Origin of the sequence: Clostridium sp. AF19-22AC (genome assembly GCF_003479085.1) — a bacterium.
GTDB classification, from domain to species: Bacteria; Bacillota; Clostridia; order Lachnospirales; family Lachnospiraceae; genus Faecalicatena_A; species Faecalicatena_A orotica.
Map to the genome: position 1 here is coordinate 36,567 of NZ_QUGN01000010.1, position 23,107 is coordinate 59,673.

Annotated in this window: 16 protein-coding genes and 1 CRISPR repeat array (1 of these 17 running past the window's edge); of the genes, 11 read left to right on the plus strand and 5 right to left on the minus strand. The window is 43.9% G+C overall.

What is annotated here, in order from left to right:
* Window positions 1-150 precede the first annotated feature (150 nt).
* Genes DWX43_RS12810 through DWX43_RS12825 form a run of 4 tightly spaced genes read left to right on the plus strand, consistent with a single transcriptional unit; the run spans window position 151 to window position 5,764 of the window.
* Window positions 151-1,029, plus strand: a complete 879-nt coding sequence (locus DWX43_RS12810) for a sugar ABC transporter permease (RefSeq protein ID WP_109733654.1) — start codon at window positions 151-153, stop codon at window positions 1,027-1,029.
* Window positions 1,029-1,871: a carbohydrate ABC transporter permease gene (locus tag DWX43_RS12815; protein WP_109733655.1), complete on the plus strand. Its 843-nt coding sequence runs from the start codon at window positions 1,029-1,031 to the stop codon at window positions 1,869-1,871. The genes DWX43_RS12810 and DWX43_RS12815 overlap by 1 nt, the downstream gene beginning before the upstream one ends.
* Window positions 1,872-1,874: 3 nt before the next feature.
* On the plus strand, window positions 1,875-3,050 hold the full coding sequence (locus DWX43_RS12820; RefSeq protein WP_118620552.1) for a PLP-dependent aspartate aminotransferase family protein: 1,176 nt from the start codon (window positions 1,875-1,877) through the stop codon (window positions 3,048-3,050).
* A 23-nt stretch (window positions 3,051-3,073) separates the two neighbouring features.
* Window positions 3,074-5,764: a glycosyl hydrolase gene (locus DWX43_RS12825; protein ID WP_118620553.1), complete on the plus strand. Its 2,691-nt coding sequence runs from the start codon at window positions 3,074-3,076 to the stop codon at window positions 5,762-5,764.
* A gap of 79 nt (window positions 5,765-5,843) precedes the next feature.
* On the opposite strand, the gene DWX43_RS12830 is transcribed toward DWX43_RS12825, so the two are convergent.
* The 4 genes from DWX43_RS12830 to DWX43_RS12845 all read right to left on the minus strand — a co-directional run bounded on the left by DWX43_RS12830 (window position 5,844) and on the right by DWX43_RS12845 (window position 11,326).
* A complete protein-coding gene (locus tag DWX43_RS12830) occupies window positions 5,844-6,530 on the minus strand; it encodes an ABC transporter ATP-binding protein (RefSeq protein WP_118620554.1) in 687 nt (228 codons plus the stop codon).
* 18 nt (window positions 6,531-6,548) lie between these two features.
* The gene (locus DWX43_RS12835) at window positions 6,549-9,029 is read right to left on the minus strand and encodes an FtsX-like permease family protein (protein ID WP_243099311.1); all 2,481 of its coding nucleotides are present in this window, start codon (window positions 9,027-9,029) and stop codon (window positions 6,549-6,551) included.
* A 179-nt stretch (window positions 9,030-9,208) separates the two neighbouring features.
* Complete coding sequence (locus tag DWX43_RS12840) at window positions 9,209-10,621, minus strand: HAMP domain-containing sensor histidine kinase (RefSeq protein WP_118620555.1); 1,413 nt, start codon at window positions 10,619-10,621, stop codon at window positions 9,209-9,211.
* A complete protein-coding gene (locus DWX43_RS12845) occupies window positions 10,622-11,326 on the minus strand; it encodes a response regulator transcription factor (RefSeq protein WP_109733660.1) in 705 nt (234 codons plus the stop codon).
* 244 nt (window positions 11,327-11,570) lie between these two features.
* Here DWX43_RS12845 and DWX43_RS12850 point away from each other — a divergent pair, with 244 nt between their 5' ends.
* Window positions 11,571-12,506 carry a CPBP family intramembrane glutamic endopeptidase gene (locus DWX43_RS12850; RefSeq protein ID WP_118620556.1) on the plus strand — a complete coding sequence of 312 codons (936 nt, stop codon included), beginning with the start codon at window positions 11,571-11,573 and terminating at the stop codon, window positions 12,504-12,506.
* 153 nt (window positions 12,507-12,659) lie between these two features.
* Here the strand turns inward: DWX43_RS12850 and DWX43_RS12855 are convergent, their stop codons facing one another.
* Window positions 12,660-13,967, minus strand: a complete 1,308-nt coding sequence (locus DWX43_RS12855) for a DUF4474 domain-containing protein (protein ID WP_118620557.1) — start codon at window positions 13,965-13,967, stop codon at window positions 12,660-12,662.
* Between the two features lie 417 nt (window positions 13,968-14,384).
* Between DWX43_RS12855 and DWX43_RS12860 the strand changes: the two genes are divergently transcribed.
* The 6 genes from DWX43_RS12860 to cas3 all read left to right on the plus strand — a co-directional run bounded on the left by DWX43_RS12860 (window position 14,385) and on the right by cas3 (window position 22,317).
* Entirely contained in the window at window positions 14,385-15,230 is an 846-nt protein-coding gene (locus DWX43_RS12860) for a PRD domain-containing protein (RefSeq protein ID WP_109733663.1), read from the plus strand.
* Between the two features lie 96 nt (window positions 15,231-15,326).
* Window positions 15,327-17,309: a beta-glucoside-specific PTS transporter subunit IIABC gene (locus tag DWX43_RS12865; RefSeq protein ID WP_118620558.1), complete on the plus strand. Its 1,983-nt coding sequence runs from the start codon at window positions 15,327-15,329 to the stop codon at window positions 17,307-17,309.
* 11 nt (window positions 17,310-17,320) lie between these two features.
* The gene (locus DWX43_RS12870; protein ID WP_118620559.1) at window positions 17,321-18,745 is read left to right on the plus strand and encodes a 6-phospho-beta-glucosidase; all 1,425 of its coding nucleotides are present in this window, start codon (window positions 17,321-17,323) and stop codon (window positions 18,743-18,745) included.
* Window positions 18,746-18,899: 154 nt separating this feature from the next.
* Entirely contained in the window at window positions 18,900-19,241 is a 342-nt protein-coding gene (locus DWX43_RS12875) for an HIRAN domain-containing protein (protein WP_118620560.1), read from the plus strand.
* A 79-nt stretch (window positions 19,242-19,320) separates the two neighbouring features.
* The gene (locus DWX43_RS12880) at window positions 19,321-20,154 is read left to right on the plus strand and encodes a WYL domain-containing protein (RefSeq protein WP_109733666.1); all 834 of its coding nucleotides are present in this window, start codon (window positions 19,321-19,323) and stop codon (window positions 20,152-20,154) included.
* 24 nt (window positions 20,155-20,178) lie between these two features.
* Complete coding sequence (gene cas3, locus DWX43_RS12885) at window positions 20,179-22,317, plus strand: CRISPR-associated helicase Cas3' (protein ID WP_118620561.1); 2,139 nt, start codon at window positions 20,179-20,181, stop codon at window positions 22,315-22,317.
* A 392-nt stretch (window positions 22,318-22,709) separates the two neighbouring features.
* Window positions 22,710-23,107: direct repeats of the CRISPR family, unit length 32 nt; unit sequence GTCGTTCCCCTTGCGGGGACGTGGATTGAAAT (it continues 162 nt past the right edge of the window).

Genomic DNA, 23,107 nt, shown 5'->3' on the forward strand with positions numbered 1-23,107 from the left:
ATTGCAGGATAAGATGAGAAGGGGGTTAATGTAAAATGAAAATAAACATTAACCCCTTTTCCATTTCATACCGGATACCGTGAATTTTTACAACGGCAGAACAACTGCCATGCATTTTTTGAATACGAGATAAAGGAGAGTGATATCTACATGAAAAAGAAAATGGAACCCTGGTTGTTTTTACTTCCTGTTCTTGTGATTTTGCTGCTGCTGTTTGGATATCCGCTGATCAACAGTATTATCATGGCATTTCAAAATTACAAACTGACAGCGCCAAACGATATTCATTTCAATGGACTTGATAACTTTGCCAAGCTGATGGGGGATCCGGACGCGTTGATGATCATAAAGAATTCCTTTATTTATGTCATCGTATCTGTACTGGGACAGTTTCTGCTTGGAATGACTCTGGCAGTAGCATTGAAGAAGCAGTTCAAAGGAAGAGGCATCTACCAGTCAATCGTATTTCTGCCGTGGGCTTTTTCAGGATTTGTGGTTGGTCTGATTTTCCGCTGGTCTTTTAACGGGGAATATGGCGTTGTAAATAACCTTCTGGATAAACTGGGACTGATCGACAAGAATATTGCCTGGCTGGGAACACCGGGATTTTCGCTTGCAGTTGTTATTATTGCGATGATCTGGATGGGAATCCCGTTCTTTGCAATCATGATCCTCGCGGCTCTGCAGTCAATCCCGACGGATGTCTATGAAGCGGCGGATGTGGACGGATGCGGGACAGTAAGACAGTTTTTCCAGATTACGCTTCCCTATATCAAACCAACGCTGATTACGACGATCCTGCTGAGGACAATCTGGATCTTCAATTCGCTGGACCTGGTGGTTATTATTACAGACGGAGGACCCGCGAATACATCACAGACTCTGCCCGCGTATATGTATTCAAAGGCGTTCGGCTCTTATGACTTCGGTTTTGCAGCGGCGCTGGGCGTGATACTGATGATTATTCTGGGAGTTTATGCAATGGTATTCCTGAAAGCGACCAAATATGATAAGGCAGGTGATTTCTAATGAGCAGAAAGACAAAAAACGCAATTGGAGGCACAATACGTGTTCTTGTTCTGATTTTCTTCTTTTTACTTGTCGTACTGCCTATTTACTGGATTGTGATCACTTCGTTTAAGACAAGCGGGGAAATTCTGGACATCAATAACCTGACATTCTTCCCGAAGGATTTTACATGGAAGAATTATACAGACTTATTTGAGCAGTTTAACTACGGTGTGTTACTAAAGAACAGTCTTTTGGTATCGGTGACTTCGGCACTGGTTGTTACGGTCTTCTCCATGCTGGGCGGATACTCACTGGCACGATATAAGTTCAATGGAAAGCAGGCAGTTATCCTCTTTTTCCTGATTACGCAGATGATACCCGGAATCCTTGTGATTATTCCGTTGTACATCATTTTCTCAAAAATGGGTCTGATCAACACACATATCGGGCTGTTTATCTATTATGTAACCGTGAACCTGCCGTTCTGCGTGATTACGATGCGGAGCTTCTTCGAGCGGATCCCGGTAACACTGGAAGAGGCAGCCAAGGTGGACGGATGTACAAAAATGCAGTCTCTGTTTAAAATTGTATTTCCGATCATGTTCCCCGGCATCGTCTCCGTATTCGTATTTGGCTTTATCGGAGCGTGGAACGAATTGATTGCAGGATCTATTTTCATAAGTACGCCGGAAATGTGGACGATCCCGGTAGGACTGAAGACCCTGATCGGAAAATACAACGTCGAGTGGGGCCTGCTCATGGCGGGCGGTGTGATGGCACTCCTTCCTACGGCAGTCATGTTTGCGGCCATGCAGAAATTCATCGTGGAAGGAATGACAGCCGGGGCTGTAAAGGAGTAAGTCATGCAGAACAAAGAAGACAGATTAGCAATCACACATCTTGGGGAAGAACAAAGCAAATATATGAATGCGGTTGTTCCCCCGGTATTTATGAACTCTCTCCATGTATTTGACAGTCTGGAATCCTATGCATCCCATCAGGAGGACCAGGCCTATGTATATGGGCGTGCGGCAAATCCTACTGTACATATTTTAGAGGAGAAGGTGGCGGCCCTTGAGAAGGGGAGCACCGCAATCGCATTCTCCAGCGGCATGGCGGCAGCATCGGCAGCAATACTGGCGGTATGCCGCGCAGGCAGCCATGTGATCTGTATGCGGGATGTCTACCAGCCGGTGAAAAATATTCTGAACAGGTATTTTATTCCGAAAATGGGGATCACGGTATCCTATTGGGACGGGATGGACCTTAACCGGCTGGAAGATCTGATTCAGGATAATACGGATATGATTCTGCTGGAAAGCCCGGCGACATTTGTTTTTACCGTAACGGATATCGCAGGTGCGGCCAGGGTTGCAAAGGCCCACGGCATCAAGACTTATATTGATAATACATTCTGTACGCCGCTTTTCCAGAAACCGCTGACAATGGGAATCGACATTGTCATGCATACATTGTCGAAGTATATCGGTGGACACAGTGACATTATCGGCGGCATTCTTGTCGTTCAGGATGAAGAACTGGGGAAACTGATCCGGGAAACAATCCGGGAGCTTTTTGGCGGGATATTAGGGCCGATGGAGGCGTGGCTGGGAATCCGGGGGCTGCGGACGATGCACCTGCGGGTGGAACAGCATCAGCAGACCGCAATGGAGGTGGCAGATTATCTCGAGCACCATCCGAAGGTAGAACGGGTCTACTATACAGGACTGGCCTCCCACCCACAGGCGGAACTGATCAAAAAACAGCAGTCGGGACATACGGGACTCATGAGTTTTGTACTGAAAGGAGATCCTGAAAAGGCGGTGAAGGCTGTAAACAGCCTGAACGTATTTGAAATCGGCTGTTCATGGGGCGGGTTTGAGAGTCTGGCACTGTGCCCCCTGATACATTACAAGAAGGAGGAACTGGAGTTCCTGAACCTGAACGGGCATGACAGCGGCCTGATCCGGATACACTGCGGCCTGGAAGGGGCCGATGTACTGATCGGGGATCTGGAGCAGGCATTGGAAAAGATTTAACGATTAAGCCGGGAGGTGTTCAAATGAATAAAGAAGAAGTCATTCATCAGCTGAACCAGCCGCGCAGTGAGACAAGAGGACGTACGAGATGGTGGTGGTATGGCTGTGCAGTGGAAAAGGATGAGATTATAAGGGAACTGGATCTGATGAAGGAGGCACAGATCGGGGGTGTGGAACTGCAGATTTTATACCCAGTAGAGGCGGATAATAAAGAAAAAGGTGTCGAAAACTACGAATATCTTTCTCCGGGATACTTTGAAATGATACGCTTTGCAGCAGATGAGGCCGCAGCACGGGGAATGCAGTTTGATCTGACACTCGGGTCATCCTGGCCCTTTGGAGGGCCGTTTCTTACGGAAGAATTAAGCGGGCCGAGTGTTCTCCCGTTCTGTCTGGACATCGAAGGGCCATGCCGTTTTTCGAAAGACCTGACGACAGTCATATACGGGAAAGTTGTCGGTGCAGTGCTGGGAAAAATGGAAGGTGCCCAGATGCTTCCGGAGACGATGGTGGATATCACAGAGCGTGTGGTGGATAAGTATCTGTTCAACTGGCCCTGGGGCACGGAAATCGAAGAGATCGTGATACCTGAGGGCGTGCACAAAATCGTCCTGTTTGTGTCCAGTGATAAAAGGCAGAGAGTGTTGAAACCTCTGCGGGGCGGGGAAGGGCTGATCATAGACCATAACCGGAAGGATTCCCTGAGGGCCTTTCTGGAATATGGCGGGGACCCTATTGTAGAGAACGTCGGCCGGGGAAAAATAAGCAACTTTTTCTGTGATTCCATCGAGGTGTTCGGACACAACTGGACGGATATCCTGTATGATGAGTTCCGCAAAAGAAGAGGGTATGAGCTCAGACCTTACATCTATGCCCTGTGGGGGGAGGTAAAGGGACTGACAGAACAGATCCGGTATGATTTCCAGAAAACAATGGGTGAGCTTACCGTGGAGAATTTCTTCCGGGAACTGACTAAGTGGTGTCATGAAAAGGGCGCCGTTTCCAGAATCCAGGCGCACGGGACATGGGGGGACATCCTTCAGGCATACGGGGCTGCAGATATTCCGGAAGGGGAGACCTTCTCAGCATTTGACAGATATGCTGTGAATACGGTACACAGAAGGCTGGCGGTTTCAGCCGGGCATGTCTACCGCAAGCCTGTTATTTCCAATGAATCCTTTACCTGGCTTCGTTTCCCGCGGTTTGTAGTGTCACTGGAAAACATCAAGGCGGCGGCAGACAGTATTTTTCTGGACGGAATCAACCAGATTGTCAACCACGGATACAGCTACAGTAAAGAAGACGGTGTGGGGATGACTCCATTTTATGCATCCACAAACATTAACCATACGAACACATGGTGGAAGTATTACAAAGAGATCAGTGTTTATATCAACCGTGTGTGTGACTTCCTGCAGCGGGGCACGCCGGTGGTTTCTACGGCCGTGTATCTGCCACAGCATGATATATGGGCAAAAACCCCTCTCGCGGATACGCATATGTGCATGAAGCTGGACGAAAGACTGGAATCATCCTGCATAAATGCGATCCATAAGGCGGGCTACTGGTTCGACTACGTCAATGATGATGTTCTGGAAAATTGGGAAAAGTATGAATATGACACACTGCTCCTGATTGAGTGCGGCCATATCCCGCTCGATACGATGGAAAAGATCCGGCAGTTTGCGGAAAATGGCGGGAACGTCATTGCAGCCGGGAGGATTCCGGACAAGTCCTGTGGAATGCTCCGGTTTGAGGAGGATACTGCCAGAATCCGTGAGATTGGAAATGAGTTGAAAAGGCAGGGGAATGTTATCGTCACAGAGGATAAGTTTGACAGTCTGATTCAGGAACTGCGCAGGATAAAAACCCCGGATGTGCTGATATACCACCATCCGGAAACCGTCGGGTATGTACAGCGTAAAACGGAGACGGATGATATTTATTTTATGTCTAATATTAGTGAAAAAGACACAGAAGAAACGATAAAGTTTACAAAAGCCAAAACTGGATTCTGTGTATTTGACCCTATGAACTGTGAAGAAAAGGAGATCCGACAGATACAAGTGACAGAGGATGGGATAGAGGTAAGCCTTGATATAGAAGCATATCAGTCCCTGCTTTTTGTATTTCATGACGGGATGGATATGCCTGAGCCTGAACGCAGAAAAGAGGAAATCATATCTCTGGACCTGTCTCGCGGCTGGATTCTCGATATACCGGAAAAAGATTTCCGAAAAGAATACCATGTGCTGGACAGCTGGGAGAAAGAACCGGAGCTTAAGTATTACTCTGGAAGCGGAAGGTACAGCAAATGTTTCTGTATCACAGAAGACGAATGGGCGGAACTGGAAGGCTCCGGCGCTGTAATACTGCATATGGATCACCTCGGGGAAACGGCTGAGATCTATGTAAATGGCACGCTGGCTGATACCGTGATCAAGCATCCTTACAGGGCAGATATCACCGGGCTTTTGCACCAGGGTGAAAACAGCGTGGAACTGGTCGTGACAAATCTCCTGATTAACAAAATGATCGATCCGGAATATCCGGAAATACTGGAAGATAAAATCATATCGGAATGGCCATATGCTTCTGGCGGGCTGAACCGGTGCAGGGAAGAAAAAGTATTCAACTGGCGGGAGAGAGAGATGATAAAAGAACCATTCCCGTCAGGGATCTGGGGAGAGGTCAGAATTGTTGGAATGAATTAAAAGATTAATTATCCATAAGGGGCATCATGATTCAGCCTGGGTCATGATGCCCCTGTATTTCTCCCCTCCCAAAAAGCAGTTACAAAATCACTCCGTCTTTTACGGTAATAATACGGTCACTGCTCTTCGCTGCTTCTGGTGAATGGGTGACCATAATAATCGTCTGGCCGCTGCTTTTATTGATAGACTGTAAGAGTTCCATAATCTCTGCCCCGGTTTGACTGTCCAGATTCCCAGTAGGTTCATCCGCAAATAAAATGTCAGGACTGCCCATTAGGGCACGGGCGATTGCGACCCTTTGCTGCTGTCCGCCTGACAGCTCCCTTGGTGTATGTTTTTTCCTGTCCGTCAGCCCTACTACTTCGAGGATTTCATCCAGCCGTTTTCTATAATCCCGTATTTTTTTCCCGTCCAGCAGCAGAGGCAGCATAATATTTTCCTCTACATCCAGATTCGGGATCAGGTTATAAAACTGGAATACAAAACCTATTTTCTGACGCCTGATTCTACTCATTTTTTCATCATCAAATTTAGAGATATCTATTCCATTCATAGAAACAGTTCCCCTGGTCGGTGTATCAAGGCCGCCCAGTATATAGAGGAGCGTACTTTTCCCGGAACCGGACTGTCCCATGATAGAGACAAATTCACTCTTTAAAACTTTTAAAGAGATATCTTTCAGCACCTGTGTCGTTGTATCTCCGATTATAAAATCTTTGACGATATTCTTTCCTTCGACAGCAATATTGCCAGTAATTGATTTCATTTCACGTCCTCCTATTTATCATTCAAATTTTATCTCTTCAACCAGTTTCATTTTTCTGCTCTTTACCATAGGAACAACCGAACCTGCCAGTGTGACGAGGATTCCCAATAATCCGGCTGATAAAAAGGTCTTGAAATCCAAATCCGGTGACATGGATATTTTAGGACCTGCCACAAGAAAGATTGTCTGGATCTCCAGATAAGATACAACGATTGCGATGGCGGCTCCAATGATCCCGGAGGTGAGGCTTTCGATGATTGTTATTTTGATATTCTGCCTGTTGCTCAGGCCGACTGATTTATACATGGCAATCGAACGCTGTTTCTGGATGTAGTTAATCAGCAGATTATTAATGATGCCCACTGCGGCCAGCAGCAGTATCAAATAGGTCATACTATACATTGGCTCCAGAAATGCCCCAACCGTGGAAAGTGCATCTGTATTAAATTCTTCGACAGTCCGGCTCCAGTTTTGTGTATTTCCAAACAAATCCCTGATCTGAATCATAATAGAATCCGGATCGGCAGCCGTATAGGCCAGAAAATGATATGCCGCAGGTTTGAAATCCGGGATGGCATAAGCCGAGGGGATAACAGCTTCGACATCGGTAGCCCTCGATTTAAAACTTCCGGTTATGGTGTAAGTATTCCTGCCGGAATCGTTCTCCAGTGTCAGCGAATCACCAATTTCATAGTCATCCCTGTTCAGGACATCCTCCTGAATGAGGATGGAACGTGTCTCCGAAAAAGCGGAAATGGCGGAGACTTCCATGTCCTTTTTTGAATAGATGAGATGAAACATCGAGTTGTATAGTTCAAGGTTGTCTGTGGCCTCCAGTCGTGAGAATGTATGATCCTGACACTGCATTTCATTATTGAATACATAGACCGGCAGTATCTTTTCAATTCCCTCCATCCCTTCCACCTGTCTGATGAAATCTTCATCCATTTCCCCGTCTGCAAATCCCTGAAGTTCAGCGCCATTGAATACATCTGTGATATAGGTATTGACAAAATTACCGACAACTGTAATTGCAATCACAGCGGAAATGCTGATGAACAAGAGAGTGATATTCTGGGTTATGTTTTTATTATCCCTCAAATTTCTGGCTGCCAGCATCCCTTCATTCTTGAAGATAACCGTATACACTCGTTCCAGAACTTTTGACAATAAGTTTGTAACAAGCGGGATGACCATGATTGCCGCAGATATCAATCCGAGTAATGAAAAACCACCTGCGGGGTACAGGAATTTCCCTGAGGCAAGCCTTGGAAGTAACACAGAAACCACAAGAAGCGCGATACCGATGCCGGCAGCGTGATGGTTTGGCATATGTTTTTCTTCCACCATTCCTAATACAACATCCTTAATTGGCAGCCGGCTGGCACGGCGTACCGGAATCCATGCACTGAGTATGGAAACGACAACCGCCGCCCCGAAAGAAAGCAGGACTGCCGCAGGAGTAATAACAACAGGAATTTCGATGCCTGCTGACAAAGAATCGCCCATGCCCCGTAAAATCAGTTTAAGGATAACTGTGCCGAGCAAGATACCAATGATACCACCGGTAAAGCCATATAAGGCACTTTCCAGCATTAATATACGGGTTACCGTTTTCTGTGTCGCCCCGATACTGCGAAATGTTCCAATGATTGGTAAACGGTCCAATGTAATGACCTTGTAGCTGCTGTAAATAATAAAAACACTCATCGTCAGGGCGAAGAAGCTGATGAGGAAGAACGGCATTGATTTCTGTCTGGCATCGGCTTCTATCTGCTCCTCATTCACGACCTTTGATACGCTAAGGGGGCGGCCGGAAAGCTCCTCAGTCAACGTGTCCGCCAATTCCCCGGCAGATACATCCCCGGCAGGTTCTATCAGAATTTCGCTGTATCCATTCTTTTTCTGTAAAATTTCTGCGAGTGTGGATTCCGGCAGCAGAGCCGTTGCACCTCTTGTATGTCTTAAAAAGACTGTATCGTAAGAAGCTATTTCGGCAACTTCGAACCGGGTGGGGACACCGTTGATTTGAAGAATGACGGTATCCCCCTTTTCAATTCCATATTTAGAAGTAAAACGGTCAGGCAGGATAACCTTGTAACCCGTAAAATTTTCGATGTCCCCGCCGCTGACCAGGCGGGGCTTATTTATCTGGTTCAGCAAAGAGAGGTCAGAAGCGATTAAATCAATGGTTTCATAATAACCATCCTCATGGTACAGGGCACTGCCCTCCAGCATGCCGGCTTTTGCCTTAATAGAAGTTAATTCCGGGATATCATCTAAGCCGACCGTATCATCGGGGGACAGGGGACTGACTGATATCGCGGCAGACCCGGCCATTCCGCGTGCCATTTTTTGCTGTGCATTTTCATAGGATGTACCGATTGAAAACGAAACAAACAAAAGTACTGCAGAAAGGACGATTGACAGAAGCATGACAATTGTCCGTGTTTTCCTTTCCTTAACATTTGTGAGAATATATTTCAAAATAATCTTCAAAGCTGTTCCTCCTTTCAATTTCTGTATTTTTGATGTTCAGTGAATGTAACAAAAAAGGTTAATAGCTATTACATAACATAATAAGCTATCAACCTTAATCTAACTTGCAGGCATCCTTAATTAACCTTAATTCATGAAAATGCAGTTACGCACCTGTATGCATCTGTGGGGTGCACTTCTTATCCGTTTCCCAGATAAATTTTAAAATCAGTTCCGATTCCGAGTTCACTTTCGACCATGATACTGCCGCCCTGTGCCTCGATAATACTTCTTGTTATAGCAAGTCCCAAGCCTGTTCCTGCTGTCTTTTGTTCCGTGTTTGTCCCTCTGTAATACCGCTGGAAAAGCCGGTTGGCTTCCTCAGGTTTTATACCATTTCCGTTATCAGAGACAATGATCTGCACCATGCTTCCAGCTTTTGCAATTCGTAAGGTAATCTCTGTATCTTCATTCCCGTGCGCAAAAGCATTCAGAATTAAATTTTGAAAGGCCCTTGTCATGAGCTTACTGTCGAAGAAAAGTGTAATTTCTTCCTCAGGACAGTCAAAATGAATTTCGCGGTTCTCATATTCAGGATTATTTAGAATATCGATCACCAGTTCCTTTAAAAAGCGGACAATATTCCTGTGCTCGTTCTGGATAGGAACCATGCCGCTGTCCAGCTGATAGGTCAGCTTTAGATCATTGATCAGCGACTCCATATAGGAAACATTTTTTAGCATCACCTGAGAATATTTTTTTACCTGTTCTTCAGATATGATATCTTTTTCAGACAGCATCTCCGCATAGCCTTTTATAGGGGACAAGGGTGTCTTTAGATCATGTGTTATATTGGAAATCCATTCTTTACGCAAGTTTTCCGTTTCTTCCGCCACTTTATCACTTGCTTTGATTTCTGCATCCAAATGGTCCAGACTGTCAAAGAGATCACGGAAGGCACCCCTGTCTGCTGTTGGGATATAAGAACGTTGTGCAATATTCTGAATCGAGTGAGACAAGCGGCTAATGATGTTTGTGATCCGGAATCCGTAAATAAATCCGGCGATAAGTATGGTTAAAAACATAACACCTAAGCACAGGAAGAGGACTTGCTTCCCTGCTGTAAACCGGTCTCCGTTCATATACATCGTCACCTTTGCTATATTTACTGGAAAATGAACGATATAAGTGTAATCTTTTCCATTATGTTCCAGAGCGCCGACAAAGGATGTTGTCCCACTGTCGTTTATATGTCCTGTTTCACTTATCTCCAAGAGATCTCTGTAAGAATAAGAATCCCTGAAATCTTCAGGTTTCTGATAACTGACTATTTCCTGTCCGCTGTCATTGAGAATCTGTATTCCCGCATGATTTGACTGCAGCAGTTCCAACCCGGATTGTTTGATACGAGGTGTATTATCTGTAAAAACAATCTGTTCCTGAAAACCCACGGTAAACTCTTTCGGGTAACTGCTCCTTTCAGCAGAACCGCCGGGAGTATGGACCGTGATTATGGATAACGAAAAGAGGGCTGCAAAAATAGTTACACATAGTAATGCTGTTAAAAAAATGAAATATATGTGCAGTGTCGAACGGTATCCAGATTTTCTCATCTAATCAATCCTTTTCTTTAATTTATATCCCAGACCCTTCACAGTAATAAGCTGCCGGGGATTGGAAGGGGAGTCCTCAATTTTTTCACGAAGGTGCCGTATATGGACCATAATCGTGTTATCACAAATGACACTGTACTCACCCCACACATGTTCGTATAAATGTTCTTTGCTTATGATCTTATCCGCATTTTCCATGAAGTAAGACAGAAGCAGAAATTCGCGCCCAGTCAGGCTGATTTCATTTCCGTCCTTATAAATGCGGCAGCTCTCTTTATCTAGCGAAAGGGGGCCGGCAGTAATCATGCTTTTTTCAAGCGGCTGAAAATCGGTATGGTACTGCTGGCGTCTAAGCTGTGCTTTAATCCGGAATACAATTTCACGCGGGCTGAAAGGCTTCGTAATATAATCATCACCGCCGCTCGACAGGCCAAGGATTTTATCAACATCCTCATTTTTTGAAGAAAGAAAAAGGATCGAGCAGATAGAAAATTCACGGATTTTTCTGCACACATCTATGCCGTTGCTATCTGGCAGCATAATATCCAAAACCACGATATCCGGCTCAAATTCTTTGCATAATTGTAAGGCCTCCATACCGGTATAAGCCTTTTTAATAAACCGGAACCCATCCTGCCGCAGAACCTCTTCCATTAAATCCACGATATCCTTCTCATCATCTACCAATAATATTTTACCGTCCATATTAACCACTTCCTTCTCCGCTATTGCCCTGTGATTTAGAAACTTCTCTGATGTTCATTATATTTCGGGAGGGCACGATATACAAGAAGAGATTTACTGATGGATTATTTCTTTTAACATTATTTTTGAACTATTGAATTAAAAGTTGAAAGTGATATAGTTAAAATATGGAAATAAGGGGAATTGGGAGTAAAGGAAGGAGAGTATAATATTCAGCTTCTACAAATATTATACAAGGAATAGAATGAGGGCAGGTAATTCTAAAAAAGCAGAGATTGCAATTTTTTTTGCTATTTCGTATGGATGTTCCTTAATTTTTGGCATCATTATTTATTTGGGGATATATGAAGAAGTTTATAACATATCTCTATTTATGATGTTAACGCCTGCGGCTGGTGTCGCTTTAGCAAAAATACGAAACAGCGATAAAGAAAAGGGAGCAAAACAAATATATAAAATAATTATAATTGCTTTTTGTATGTCTCTTTTCGCATTGTTGTTTAGGATTACAGGCGTTATAGGGGAACCCCTGCTAAAGAACTTCATAGTAATAGGTAATGGTATCTTAAGTCTAATTATACTTTTATATGCATGGATGTCCTGTCCACAGCTGGATCCTTCTAAGAACATAAAAGCTGGGGCAAAATATATATTATTATATACAGTTATTATGCTTATTGTAGTTATGTGTATGAATTTTAAAGGAATAACATCTACTATATTTTTTGCTCCTGTTGCATCTATTGTAACATTTCCATTACAGTGTATATTGACATTCGGGGAAGAATATGGATGGCGGGGGTATCTCCAGCCATTATTACAAAGAAGATTCGGAAAACGGCTGGGCGTCATTTTTGTCGGTGTACTCTGGCAAATATGGCATATACCATTTTACTTTCCAATTGATAATTGGAACTGGACAGTACAGTTCGCCAGGTTTATTTATTTGCCCGCCCTGTCAGTTGCGTTTGGTTATGTGTATATGAAAACTAAAAATATATGGATTATATCATTTATGCATTTTATGACTAATATAATTCTGACATTCCTTCCGGATTATAAAGATACACATTATTTGCCTTGTATAATGATCCTTTCATGTATTTGTTTTTCACTACTTTTTACTAAGACATACCAAAATGATAAAAATAAACAAAGTGAGATTGACAATTCTATTTAGAAAGCTTTAGGAGAAAAATAATACTGATGGCCGGGAAATACCAAGCTGGTGTGAAAGACGTATATGGGCGCATATCATAAAAATTCCGGAAATGAAGATTCTATCATTTCCGGAATTTTTCTATCCTAAAGAAACTTAGGTTTTTTCTGCGGTCTATTCAAAATCATCATTTCTGTCAGAATAGGATTCTGTCTCTTCCGATTGGTATCCATACTGTGAATCTCTCATCTGCCTGTTGTTTCTGCAGGGACTGCACTGCATCTGGTTTCGCTGCTCCATATTGCAGGAATTATAATTTCCCTGACGACACGGATTGCACTGTGGTGGACAACTGGGCCTTGGCGGGCAAGGCGCGCATGGATTCGGACTGCACGGCGGGCAGTTACAAGGCGGCGGACAGTGCGGCTTCGGCGGACATGGAGGTTCAGGCGGACACGGAGGCTCCGGGCGGCAGGGTGGTTCAGGCGGGCACGGTGGTATCGGAGGCTTAGGTGGCGGGCATGGCGGTACTGGCGGAACCGGGTGCGGTGGTTTCCCGCCCAGCCAGTCTTTGATCCACTCGAAGGCCTCATATATTCCCCTTGCATAAAGTGAGTCGATGAATAATTTATAAAGCTCCGGGGCCATTGCCTTTGCGTATTCCAGTTTATCAAGGGTATCACTGTATTTTCCTGTTGCAAATTCGTAGAGTTTACAGTTGTTGTGATTTGTCTGCTGTACAAGAGCTGCACTTACCTTATTGCGGGATTCAGCCTGAGGGGAATGCGGTGTCGTATAATGAATACAAACGGTGTTCCTTCTGATTGAATATTCCTTTTTGCGGTAACCGATATCTACGAGTGATTCCACAAAGGCATTTCTCATGCCGCGGTCAGGGAAGCTGATTCTGGCATCCATCGTCAGCATGTCAGTATGGGAAAACTGTCCGAGTTTAAAACCTGTGAGCCACCAGTGAACAGCACTTCTCTTTAAAATAACCCTGCCGTTTCTGCGGAGCACAAACGACATCTTCAGCATCTCTTCATTACTAATGTTTTCGTAAAATGTTCCTTTGAATTTATCGGAATCGATATCGTTTCTTTCCGTGTTATAGATTCCTATTTCACCGCCGGTCGTGATACCATACTGGCCCTTCCAGAGTTCAATCAGCCAGCGTTTGCCGGCATAGCTAAAGGTAACTGGTTCACAATCCATGATCATATTGAACAGCGGTGCGGCTTCATCATAAAGGCGGCAGTAACCGACTTCTCTCTGCCAGCAGTCCATAAGAGAATAGAAATAATCACCTTTTAATTCATAGGCAAACCCGGTTTCTTCGAGATCGGCGTTTAATTCATTTTGCTGGCTCTGTTTATTGCCAGAGGGACGAAAACGACGGCTTCGGACCTGCCATACGATACAGAATGCAAGGACTGCGATCACTAGGACTACAGCCGCAATGATTATATAAACTGTAAGCATAATGTTTTGACCTTTCTTTCATTATTAATATATTTTATTCTGCCGCTGCCTTTTCGTGACAGAAGGCAGATTGAACAAAAATACAGTAGAAAATTTATGAAAAACAGAGAAAGTTCATCCAGCTGATGAGCAGGAGATTGACTTCTCACAAAAGCTGTGCTATGCTCTGTTTTGTAAATGGGATGGTGATTGCGTAAGCAAGCTAAACCTATATGTAGAGATAATTTTGGACGCAGGAGTTTCCAGATTTATTTGTGCATATAGGTTTTTTTATTTCATAGGAAAGTACATCCTATGAAATAAAAAGCCTTCCGGGGGATGCGCACTGCGGCGTATAAGGTAGATGTCGCAGAGCGAGCGCCGCAGGCGCGAGTTTCGCAAGCGAAACTCTATTTTATTTTCAGGGGGTAACAGAGAATGAAAATCTTTAAGACTTTGAATAATAATGTTGCAGTTGTACTGGATGAGCAGGGCCAGGAAAAGATTGTGATGGGGAAAGGAATCTGTTTCAAGAAAAAGACAGGTGACGATATTCCGAAAGAAGTGATTGACAAGACCTTTTTTCTATCGGAATCCGAAGCAAACAATAAATTTCAGGTTCTGATTCAGGATGTTCCGATGGAGCATATTGCCATCGGCGAAGAGATCATTACGGAGGCAAAGCTGCGGCTGGGAAACAAGCTGAACGATATGATCTATATTTCCCTGATCGACCACGTCCATACGTCTATTGTACGTTTTCTGGAGGGCGTGACAGTGAAGAATGTGTTACTCTGGGATATCCGACGTTTCTATAAGGACGAATTCCAGACAGGGCTGTGGGCGCTGGACCTGATCGAGGAGAAATGCAAGGTAAGGCTACCGGAGGATGAGGCCGGGTTCATTGCCCTCCATCTTGCGAATGCGCAGATGAATGAAGAGAAGATGCATAACATGTATGAGATTACCAGAATCATGCAGGAAGTCGTGAATATTGTAAAATATTTCTTCCACATTGAGTTCGATGAAGATGACGTCTATTATTACCGGTTTATTACACATCTGAAATTCTTTGCAAAACGGCTTACGGAACATAAAACATACGAAGAAGATGACAGCGATGGCCTGTGGGAGATTATCAAAGAGAAGTATCCGGATGCATACCGGTGTGTAGAGAAGATCACAACGTTTATTCAGAAAAAATACGAATATCATTTATCAAGGGAAGAACAGCTGTATCTTACAATTCATATAGAAAGAGTGATTAATAAAACCTGCAGGTAATGAAAACCTGCTGCATAGATACCATGTATGCCAGGATGGTGACATTAAGTTGGCCAAACCTTCATAAATATAATTTTTATCAATGGAGGAAAGAAAATGGGTAAGTATGAAAATCTGGCAAAAGAAATTGTCAAAAATGTCGGCGGAAAAGAAAACATCATCAGTCTGACACACTGTATCACAAGACTTCGTTTCAAGTTAAAGGATGAAAGCAGGGCAAAGGACGATGTCCTGAAAAATATGGACGGTGTCGTCACGGTTATGAAAAGTGGTGGGCAGTATCAGGTAGTCATAGGCAATCATGTACCGGATGTCTATGCTGATGTGATGCCTCTGATTGGGTTGGAAGAAGGCGCGGCAGGCATAGAAGAAAAAACTTCCGGGAATATTTTCAACCGTTTTATCGACATCATCTCGGGTATCTTCCAGCCGATTCTTGGAATCATGGCTGCCTGCGGTATGATCAAGGGATTAAATGCCCTGTTTGTAGCTCTGCATCTGTATTCTGATACATGCGGCGGTTATTTGGTACTGAATGCGGTCGGTGACGGCCTGTTCACCTTCCTTCCGCTGTTTCTTGGTTATACGGCGGCGAAGAAGTTCAATCTCAAGCCGATGCTCGGTCTCGTGATCGGCGCAATCATGTGCTATCCCGCCATACAGGGAAGCGCGCTTTCGGCAGGTAATGATGTACTTTATACATTATTTTCAGGGACGATGTTTGAATCCGCGGTGTATACAGATTTCTTTGGGATTCCGCTGATTGCAATGGATTATACCGGCACAGTGATCCCGGTGATCTTCGTCGTATACTTTGCATCCAAGTGTGAGAAATTCTTTAACAAAATCGTGCCGGATCTGGTGAAGTTCTTCTTTGTCCCGATGCTGACACTGCTCGTGGCAATTCCGGCAGGCCTTCTTCTGATCGGACCTCTGGCTACATTTGCCTCAACGATTATTGCAGAGGGCGTTATGGCAGTACGGAATTTCAGCCCGATGCTGGCTGGGGCAATTGTCGGGCTTACATGGCAGATTCTTGTTATATTTGGCCTGCACTGGGGATTCATCCCGGTCTATATTAACAACATTATGACAAATGGGTATGACAATGTTATGATGCCGTTCTTTGCATGTACGTTTGCGACCTCAGCGGTTGTGCTGGCAATCTTTTTCAAGACGAAGAACAAACAAATAAAAGAAATGGCCCTGCCGAACTTTATTTCGGGTATTTTCGGTGTCACAGAACCGGCCATATATGGTATCCTGCTTCCTTTGAAGAAACCGTTTATTATCAGCTGTATCGTCGGAGGAATCGGCGGGGGATTCTATGGTGCGTTCAATTTCAGAAAATTTATGATGGGCGGTATGGGCATTTTTGAATTCCCGGCCATGATCGAGCCTGACGGAAGTATGGGGAACCTGATCGTAGCTGTCGTGGGTGTTGTGATTACGATGGTGCTTGCTTTTGCGGCGACGATGATCTTCTACAGAGAAGAGGGTGTGAAAGAAATTGGGGGTTCATGTGGAAAAACAGAGACAAACAATGGAATTGATGTGGAAAACAATCAGACAGAGGAAGGAGCTGCGGCAGATGGCGGAAAGCAGGAACACAGCAGCATCTTAAAACAGATAGATATTACAAGCCCAATAAAAGGGGAAGTCCTGAAACTGGAATCCATCAAAGACGATGCATTCGCATCCGGTGTTCTCGGGAAGGGGGCGGCGATTCTTCCTCAGGAAGGAAAGGTATTCGCCCCGGCAGACGGTGTTGTTTCGACACTGTTTCCGACACTGCACGCTCTCGGTCTGGAAACGGATGAGGGGGTAGAACTCCTGATACATATCGGTCTGGATACGGTGCAGCTGGAGGGCGAAGGGTTTGAGGCTCTTGTAAAACAGGGGGACAGGGTTCAGAAAGGCCAGCTTCTCGTGAAGTTTGACATAGAATTTATTAAAAATAAAGGCTTCTGCATGGAAACACCTGTCATTGTTGCAAACACAGATGACTTTTTGGACGTAGTTGAGACAGTTAAGGAACAGGTTAATCCGGGTGAAAACCTGTTGAAAGTATTGAAATAAGAGGTGTTAGAATGGGATTTCAAAATAATTTCCTATGGGGAGGCGCAACAGCGGCGAACCAGTGTGAGGGTGGGATTTTCGAAGGCGGAAGAGGGCTTGCAAATGTAGATGTGTGTCCGTCCGGCAGTGACAGGGGGGCAGTGATCACAGGGCATTTGAAGATGCTGGAAATGGATGATGCTCATGTGTATCCGGCCATAGAGGCTATTGATCACTACCACCATTTCAAGGAGGATATCCGTCTCTTCGGAGAGATGGGATTCAAGGTGTACCGGCTGAGTATTGCATGGACCCGTATATTCCCGCATGGAGATGAAGAGGAGCCGAATGAGGAGGGACTTCAGTTTTATAAAGAAATATTTGAGGAATGCAGAAAGTATGGGATTCAGCCATTGGTTACAATTTCTCACTTTGACTGCCCGATCGGCCTTATTAAGAAGTACGGGGGATGGAGAAGCAGAGAAATGATAGATTTCTATCTTCATCTCTGCGATGTACTGTTTAACCGTTATAAGGATTATGTGACATACTGGCTGACATTCAATGAGATCAATATGATCCTGCATGCCCCGTTTATGGGGGCGGGAATTTATTTTGAAGACGGGGAAAATGAAGAGCGCATCAAATATCAGGCTGCTCATCATGAACTCGTGGCAAGCGCGCTGGCAACCAGAATGGCACATGAGGTGAACCCCGAAAATAAGGTCGGGTGTATGTTTGCGGCGGGCAGTGCCTACCCATATACATGTAAGCCGGAGGATGTGTGGGAGGCACTTAAGACGGATCAGGAAAACTATTTCTTTGTGGATGTTCAGGCCCGGGGGTATTATCCGTCTTATGCGTCAGCCCGTCTTGCAAAAAATGGTGTATTTCCGGTCATGGAGCCGGGGGACAAAGAGATATTAAAGAGACATCCGGTAGATTTTATCTCATTTTCTTACTACAACAGCAGATGCATCGCCTCACCAGGAAGCGGCCGGGAAGAAGCAGGGGGAAACCTCTTTAAATCTGCAAAGAACCCCTATCTGGATTTCAGCGAATGGGGATGGCCGATCGACCCGCTTGGACTTCGCATTACTCTGAACCAGATATATGACCGTTACCAGAAGCCATTATTTATTGTGGAAAACGGGCTGGGTGCGGTTGATATTCCGAATGAAAACGGGGAGGTTGAGGATGATTACCGGATCGATTATCTGCGCAGGCATATCCGGGCAATGAAGACGGCTGTAGAGGAGGACGGCGTGGAGCTGATGGGATACACATCATGGGCGCCGATTGACCTGATCAGTGCAGGAAGCGGCGAGATGCGGAAGCGGTACGGGTTTATCTATGTGGATAAACAGGAAGATGGAAAAGGAACATTGAGCAGAAGCCGGAAAAAATCATTTTACTGGTACAGGAAAGTAATAGAGACGAATGGTGAAGTTCTATAAAGTAAGAATGGAAATCAGTGGGAGACTGGTGGCAGATAAAGAGCCACCGGTCTTCTTTTTTTAATAAAACGAATGTATGTACGAGGGGGGAGGCCGGATTTTGGGACTGGGTATTTGTTAAAGTTTATTTATGAACAAAAGGAGGTCGTGAAATATGAAGAAGCATTATGTTACAGTTACAGGGTTTAATCACTATTTTGGAGTTACACCTTTTAAAATTGATAAGACATTGAAATGTGTAAAGGAACCCGATAATCCATATGACGGGGATGCAATTGTAGTAAAGATAAAAAACATAGGAACAGTCGGGTATGTTGCTAATATGCCTTACACATCAGCGACGGGAACCTATACAGCCGGGCGGATATACTCTAAAGTTTCGAAAAATTTTAAAGTAAAAGTACGGTTTATTACAAATTCCAAAGTTATTTGTGAGGTCATAAGCGGAATGAAAGTAAAAGAAAAAGTGGAACCTGTAAAGCAGGAAAGGGAGTAAAATTCTGGGGTTTACGGTTGTTCTGACATTTGCAGTGACTTATAATTGACTTAGACGAATGTGTGAAGGAGCGAGGAATATGGCAACAAGAGAGACAAAATTAAAATTGCTGTATTTAATGAAAATATTGTTGGAACAAACGGATGAGGATCATGTACTTTCTACAATAGAACTGATTAATGAATTGAAAAGGTACGGAATAAGTGCAGAAAGAAAAAGTATATATGATGACATTGAGGCCCTGAATGAATTTGGAATGGATATCATAAACAAACGTACGCAGCCGTCCGGATTTTATGTGGCAGGCAGGGAGTTTGAACTTCCGGAATTAAAATTACTGGTTGATGCAGTACAGGCATCAAAGTTTATTACGGAAAACAAGACGAATGAATTGATAAAGAAGCTGGAGAATCTAACAAGTAAATTTGAGGCACGCCAGAATGGTGAATTCTATATAGTCAGCCCCTGGGCACTTACATGGGATGATGAAAATTATTATATGATTGCATATGATTCAGCGGTGAAGTCTGTAAAATATTATAGAGTTGATAAGATGATAAATACTGAAATGACGAAAGAACGCAGAGCAGGGAGAAAAGAATTTGCCCGTTTTGATCTGGCGGCATTTGCTAAGAAGACGTTTGGTATGTACGGTGGCGAAGAACGAAGCTTAAAGCTGCGTTTTGGAAATGAACTGATTGGTGTCGTAATAGACCGTTTTGGGAAAGGAATTTTGATTCATATGGATGATGCGGATCACTTTATTGCTCATCCTGCTGTTAATGTAAGCAGACAGTTTTTCGGGTGGATCAGTAGTTTGGGTGATCGTGCAGAAATTCTCGGACCGGATGACGTTGTGGAAATGTATGTGGAATGGTTAAAGAGTCTGCTGAAATGTTACCATATGAAGTAGTCGTATAAGAGGAAAGGAGTAACTATGGAATATCTGGCTCATATTGAAGGAATAAGGGAACAAAGTATCAAGGAACATTTGACAGGCACGGCGGAACGGGCAGGTAAATTCGCAGAGACATTTGGGTGTTATGAATGGGGATACTGCAGTGGTATGCTGCATGATATTGGAAAATATTCTCTGGAATTTCAGCAGCGGCTGCAAGGGAGTGATAAAAAGGTTGACCATGCAACTGCCGGGGCAAAAGTTTGTTATGAAATGGGAGGTCTGTATGGGTTTCTGAGTTATTGCATAGCGGGGCATCATTCCGGCCTGCCGGATACAGGGGAGAAGGCGGATTTGGGAACATCGGCTACGCTGATGGGGCGGCTGAAGAAAAATGTGAAAGATTTTGAGGCATATAAGCAGGAGATAAAGGTCCCAGCTCTTAAAAATCCTCCCTTTGATCCAAAAAGCGCAGCCAATTTTGACTTTGCCCTGAGTATGTTTATAAGAATGCTATATTCGTGTCTGGTAGATGCAGATTTTCTGGATACAGAATATTTTATGAAACAGGGTGAGACAGGGCGTGATTCGGGAGAAGATATGGAAACCCTTCTTAAGAAATTGGAACAGCATATTTCTAAGTGGCTTGACAATGACAATCTGGATACGGTAAACGGAAGAAGAACGGAGATCCTTAGAAGCTGTCTGGAAAAAGGTGAATTAGGGAAGGGGCTTTTCCGCCTGACCGTACCCACAGGGGGCGGAAAAACAGTGGCCTCTCTGGCATTTGCACTTCGCCATGCTGTTAAGAACAAGATGGACCGTATTATTTATGTAATCCCCTATACAAGCATCATTGAACAGAATGCCAGAGTCTTCAGCGACATTTTGGGAAAAGATAATGTTTTGGAAAATCATTATAATATCGATTATGAAAGTGATGAGGAGTTAAAGCCAATGCATCTGGCTTCGGAAAACTGGGACAAACCGGTCATTGTTACAACAAATGTCCAGTTTTTTGAATCGCTCTTTGCAAACAGGTCATCTAAGTGCAGGAAATTACACAACATGGCAAATAGTGTCATTATTTTTGATGAAGCACAGATGCTTCCGAACGATTATTTGAAGCCGTGTATTGCGGCAATGGAGGAACTGATACAGCATTATGGGGCCAGTATTGTTCTTTGCACAGCGACACAACCAGCATTACAGCAGTTTTTTCAGAGCAGTATAGATGCGGTGGAATTATGCCCGAGACTGGACGAGCAGTTCCGGTTTTTTAAACGAGTTACACTGAAGGACCTGAGCCGGATTTCCGAAGAAGAATTAGCTGAGAAACTAGAGAAGGAGGAACAAGCGCTTTGTATTGTAAATACAAAAAAGAAGGCCCAAAGCATTTATCAGAGACTCAAAGGTGAAGGCGTCTATCATTTGTCCACAAGCATGTATCCGAAACATAGGAAGCAGGTACTAGAAGATATCAGAAAACGTTTAGATGGTGATAAAAAATGCATCGTCATTTCAACGAGCCTTGTAGAGGCAGGAGTGGATTTGGATTTCCAGTCTGTCTATAGACAATTAGCAGGAGTTGATTCCGTCATACAAGCCGCAGGAAGATGTAACAGGGAAGGAAAAAGATCAGCGGAAGAAAGTAATACTTACATATTCAGGCTGGAAGACAGGGGATATGTATCCGGGCAGCGGCAGCAGATCGCGGTGGCAAACGATTTGATTGAGGATGGGCGGGACATTTCATCACTAGAAGCTATCATGGAATATTTTGAAATGCTGTATCATTTCCGTGGGGAGGGTCTGGATAAGAAAAACATACTTGCACAATTCAGGCGTGGAAGGTATCCTTTCACAAAAGTCGCAAAGGAATTCAAATTAATCGAAGAGAATACAACGACAATCTTTATTAATCGGGAAGAAGAGGCAGATAATCTTCTTAAAGAAATACAACGTAATGGTTTTACAAAAAAACTGGTGCGTCAGGCAGGACAATACTGCATCAATGTATATGAAAATGATTTTGATAAATTAAATGCCGCGGGAATGCTGCAGGCAATCTCAGAAGACGGGGGAGAAGACTTCTTTCTGCTGCGGGATGACGGGCAGTATACAGAAGAGATGGGGCTGAGGCTGGATGTGGAGTATGGGAGGGCGGTAGTATTTTGAGTTGGGATAAAACAAAGAAGAGATAACTTATTAATATATCTATTAAAATATGGTATTATTAAAAATAAGGAACAATCACTTATAGAAGTTTTTTTATCATTTTACATAGCATGGGGGTATGCAATTTGGAGTATTTTTTATGAGCAAGGTTAATGTTTACTAGTTTCATTTACCATTAGCAATGAATAAATTCTAGATAATGCTCAATCATTAATTATTTAGTGCGAACCTGAAGTGAACATAAAAATACTGGGGGATTCGCACCAGAAAAAATGCACAAATTGAGTGTGTTTGTAAATGAAAGAAAGAAAAAAGAGCATAATGTAGACAAACTTCATTAATATTTAGTTAAAAATGTCTAAATATCTGAGGTGGAAATTGTCTATTTTGCAGTCGTTCCCCTTGCGGGGACGTGGATTGAAATGTCTTACCTAGTAAGAAGTGTTGCTATTGTCAAGGTCGTTCCCCTTGCGGGGACGTGGATTGAAATTAAGTCTACTCGTTATAAAAAGCCTGTAGTCTGGGTCGTTCCCCTTGCGGGGACGTGGATTGAAATAATATACCGGTATCTGTTTTTTGATCGGTATAGCGTCGTTCCCCTTGCGGGGACGTGGATTGAAATATAAGTCCCTGCCCCCGTATTGGCATACACTTGGTCGTTCCCCTTGCGGGGACGTGGATTGAAATATAAAAATACCTTCTTTCCGCCCCTTTTAAAAGGGGTCGTTCCCCTCGCGGGGACGTGGATTGAAATAATGGCAGGGGGTGTAAAAAATTGAGAAAATAAGTC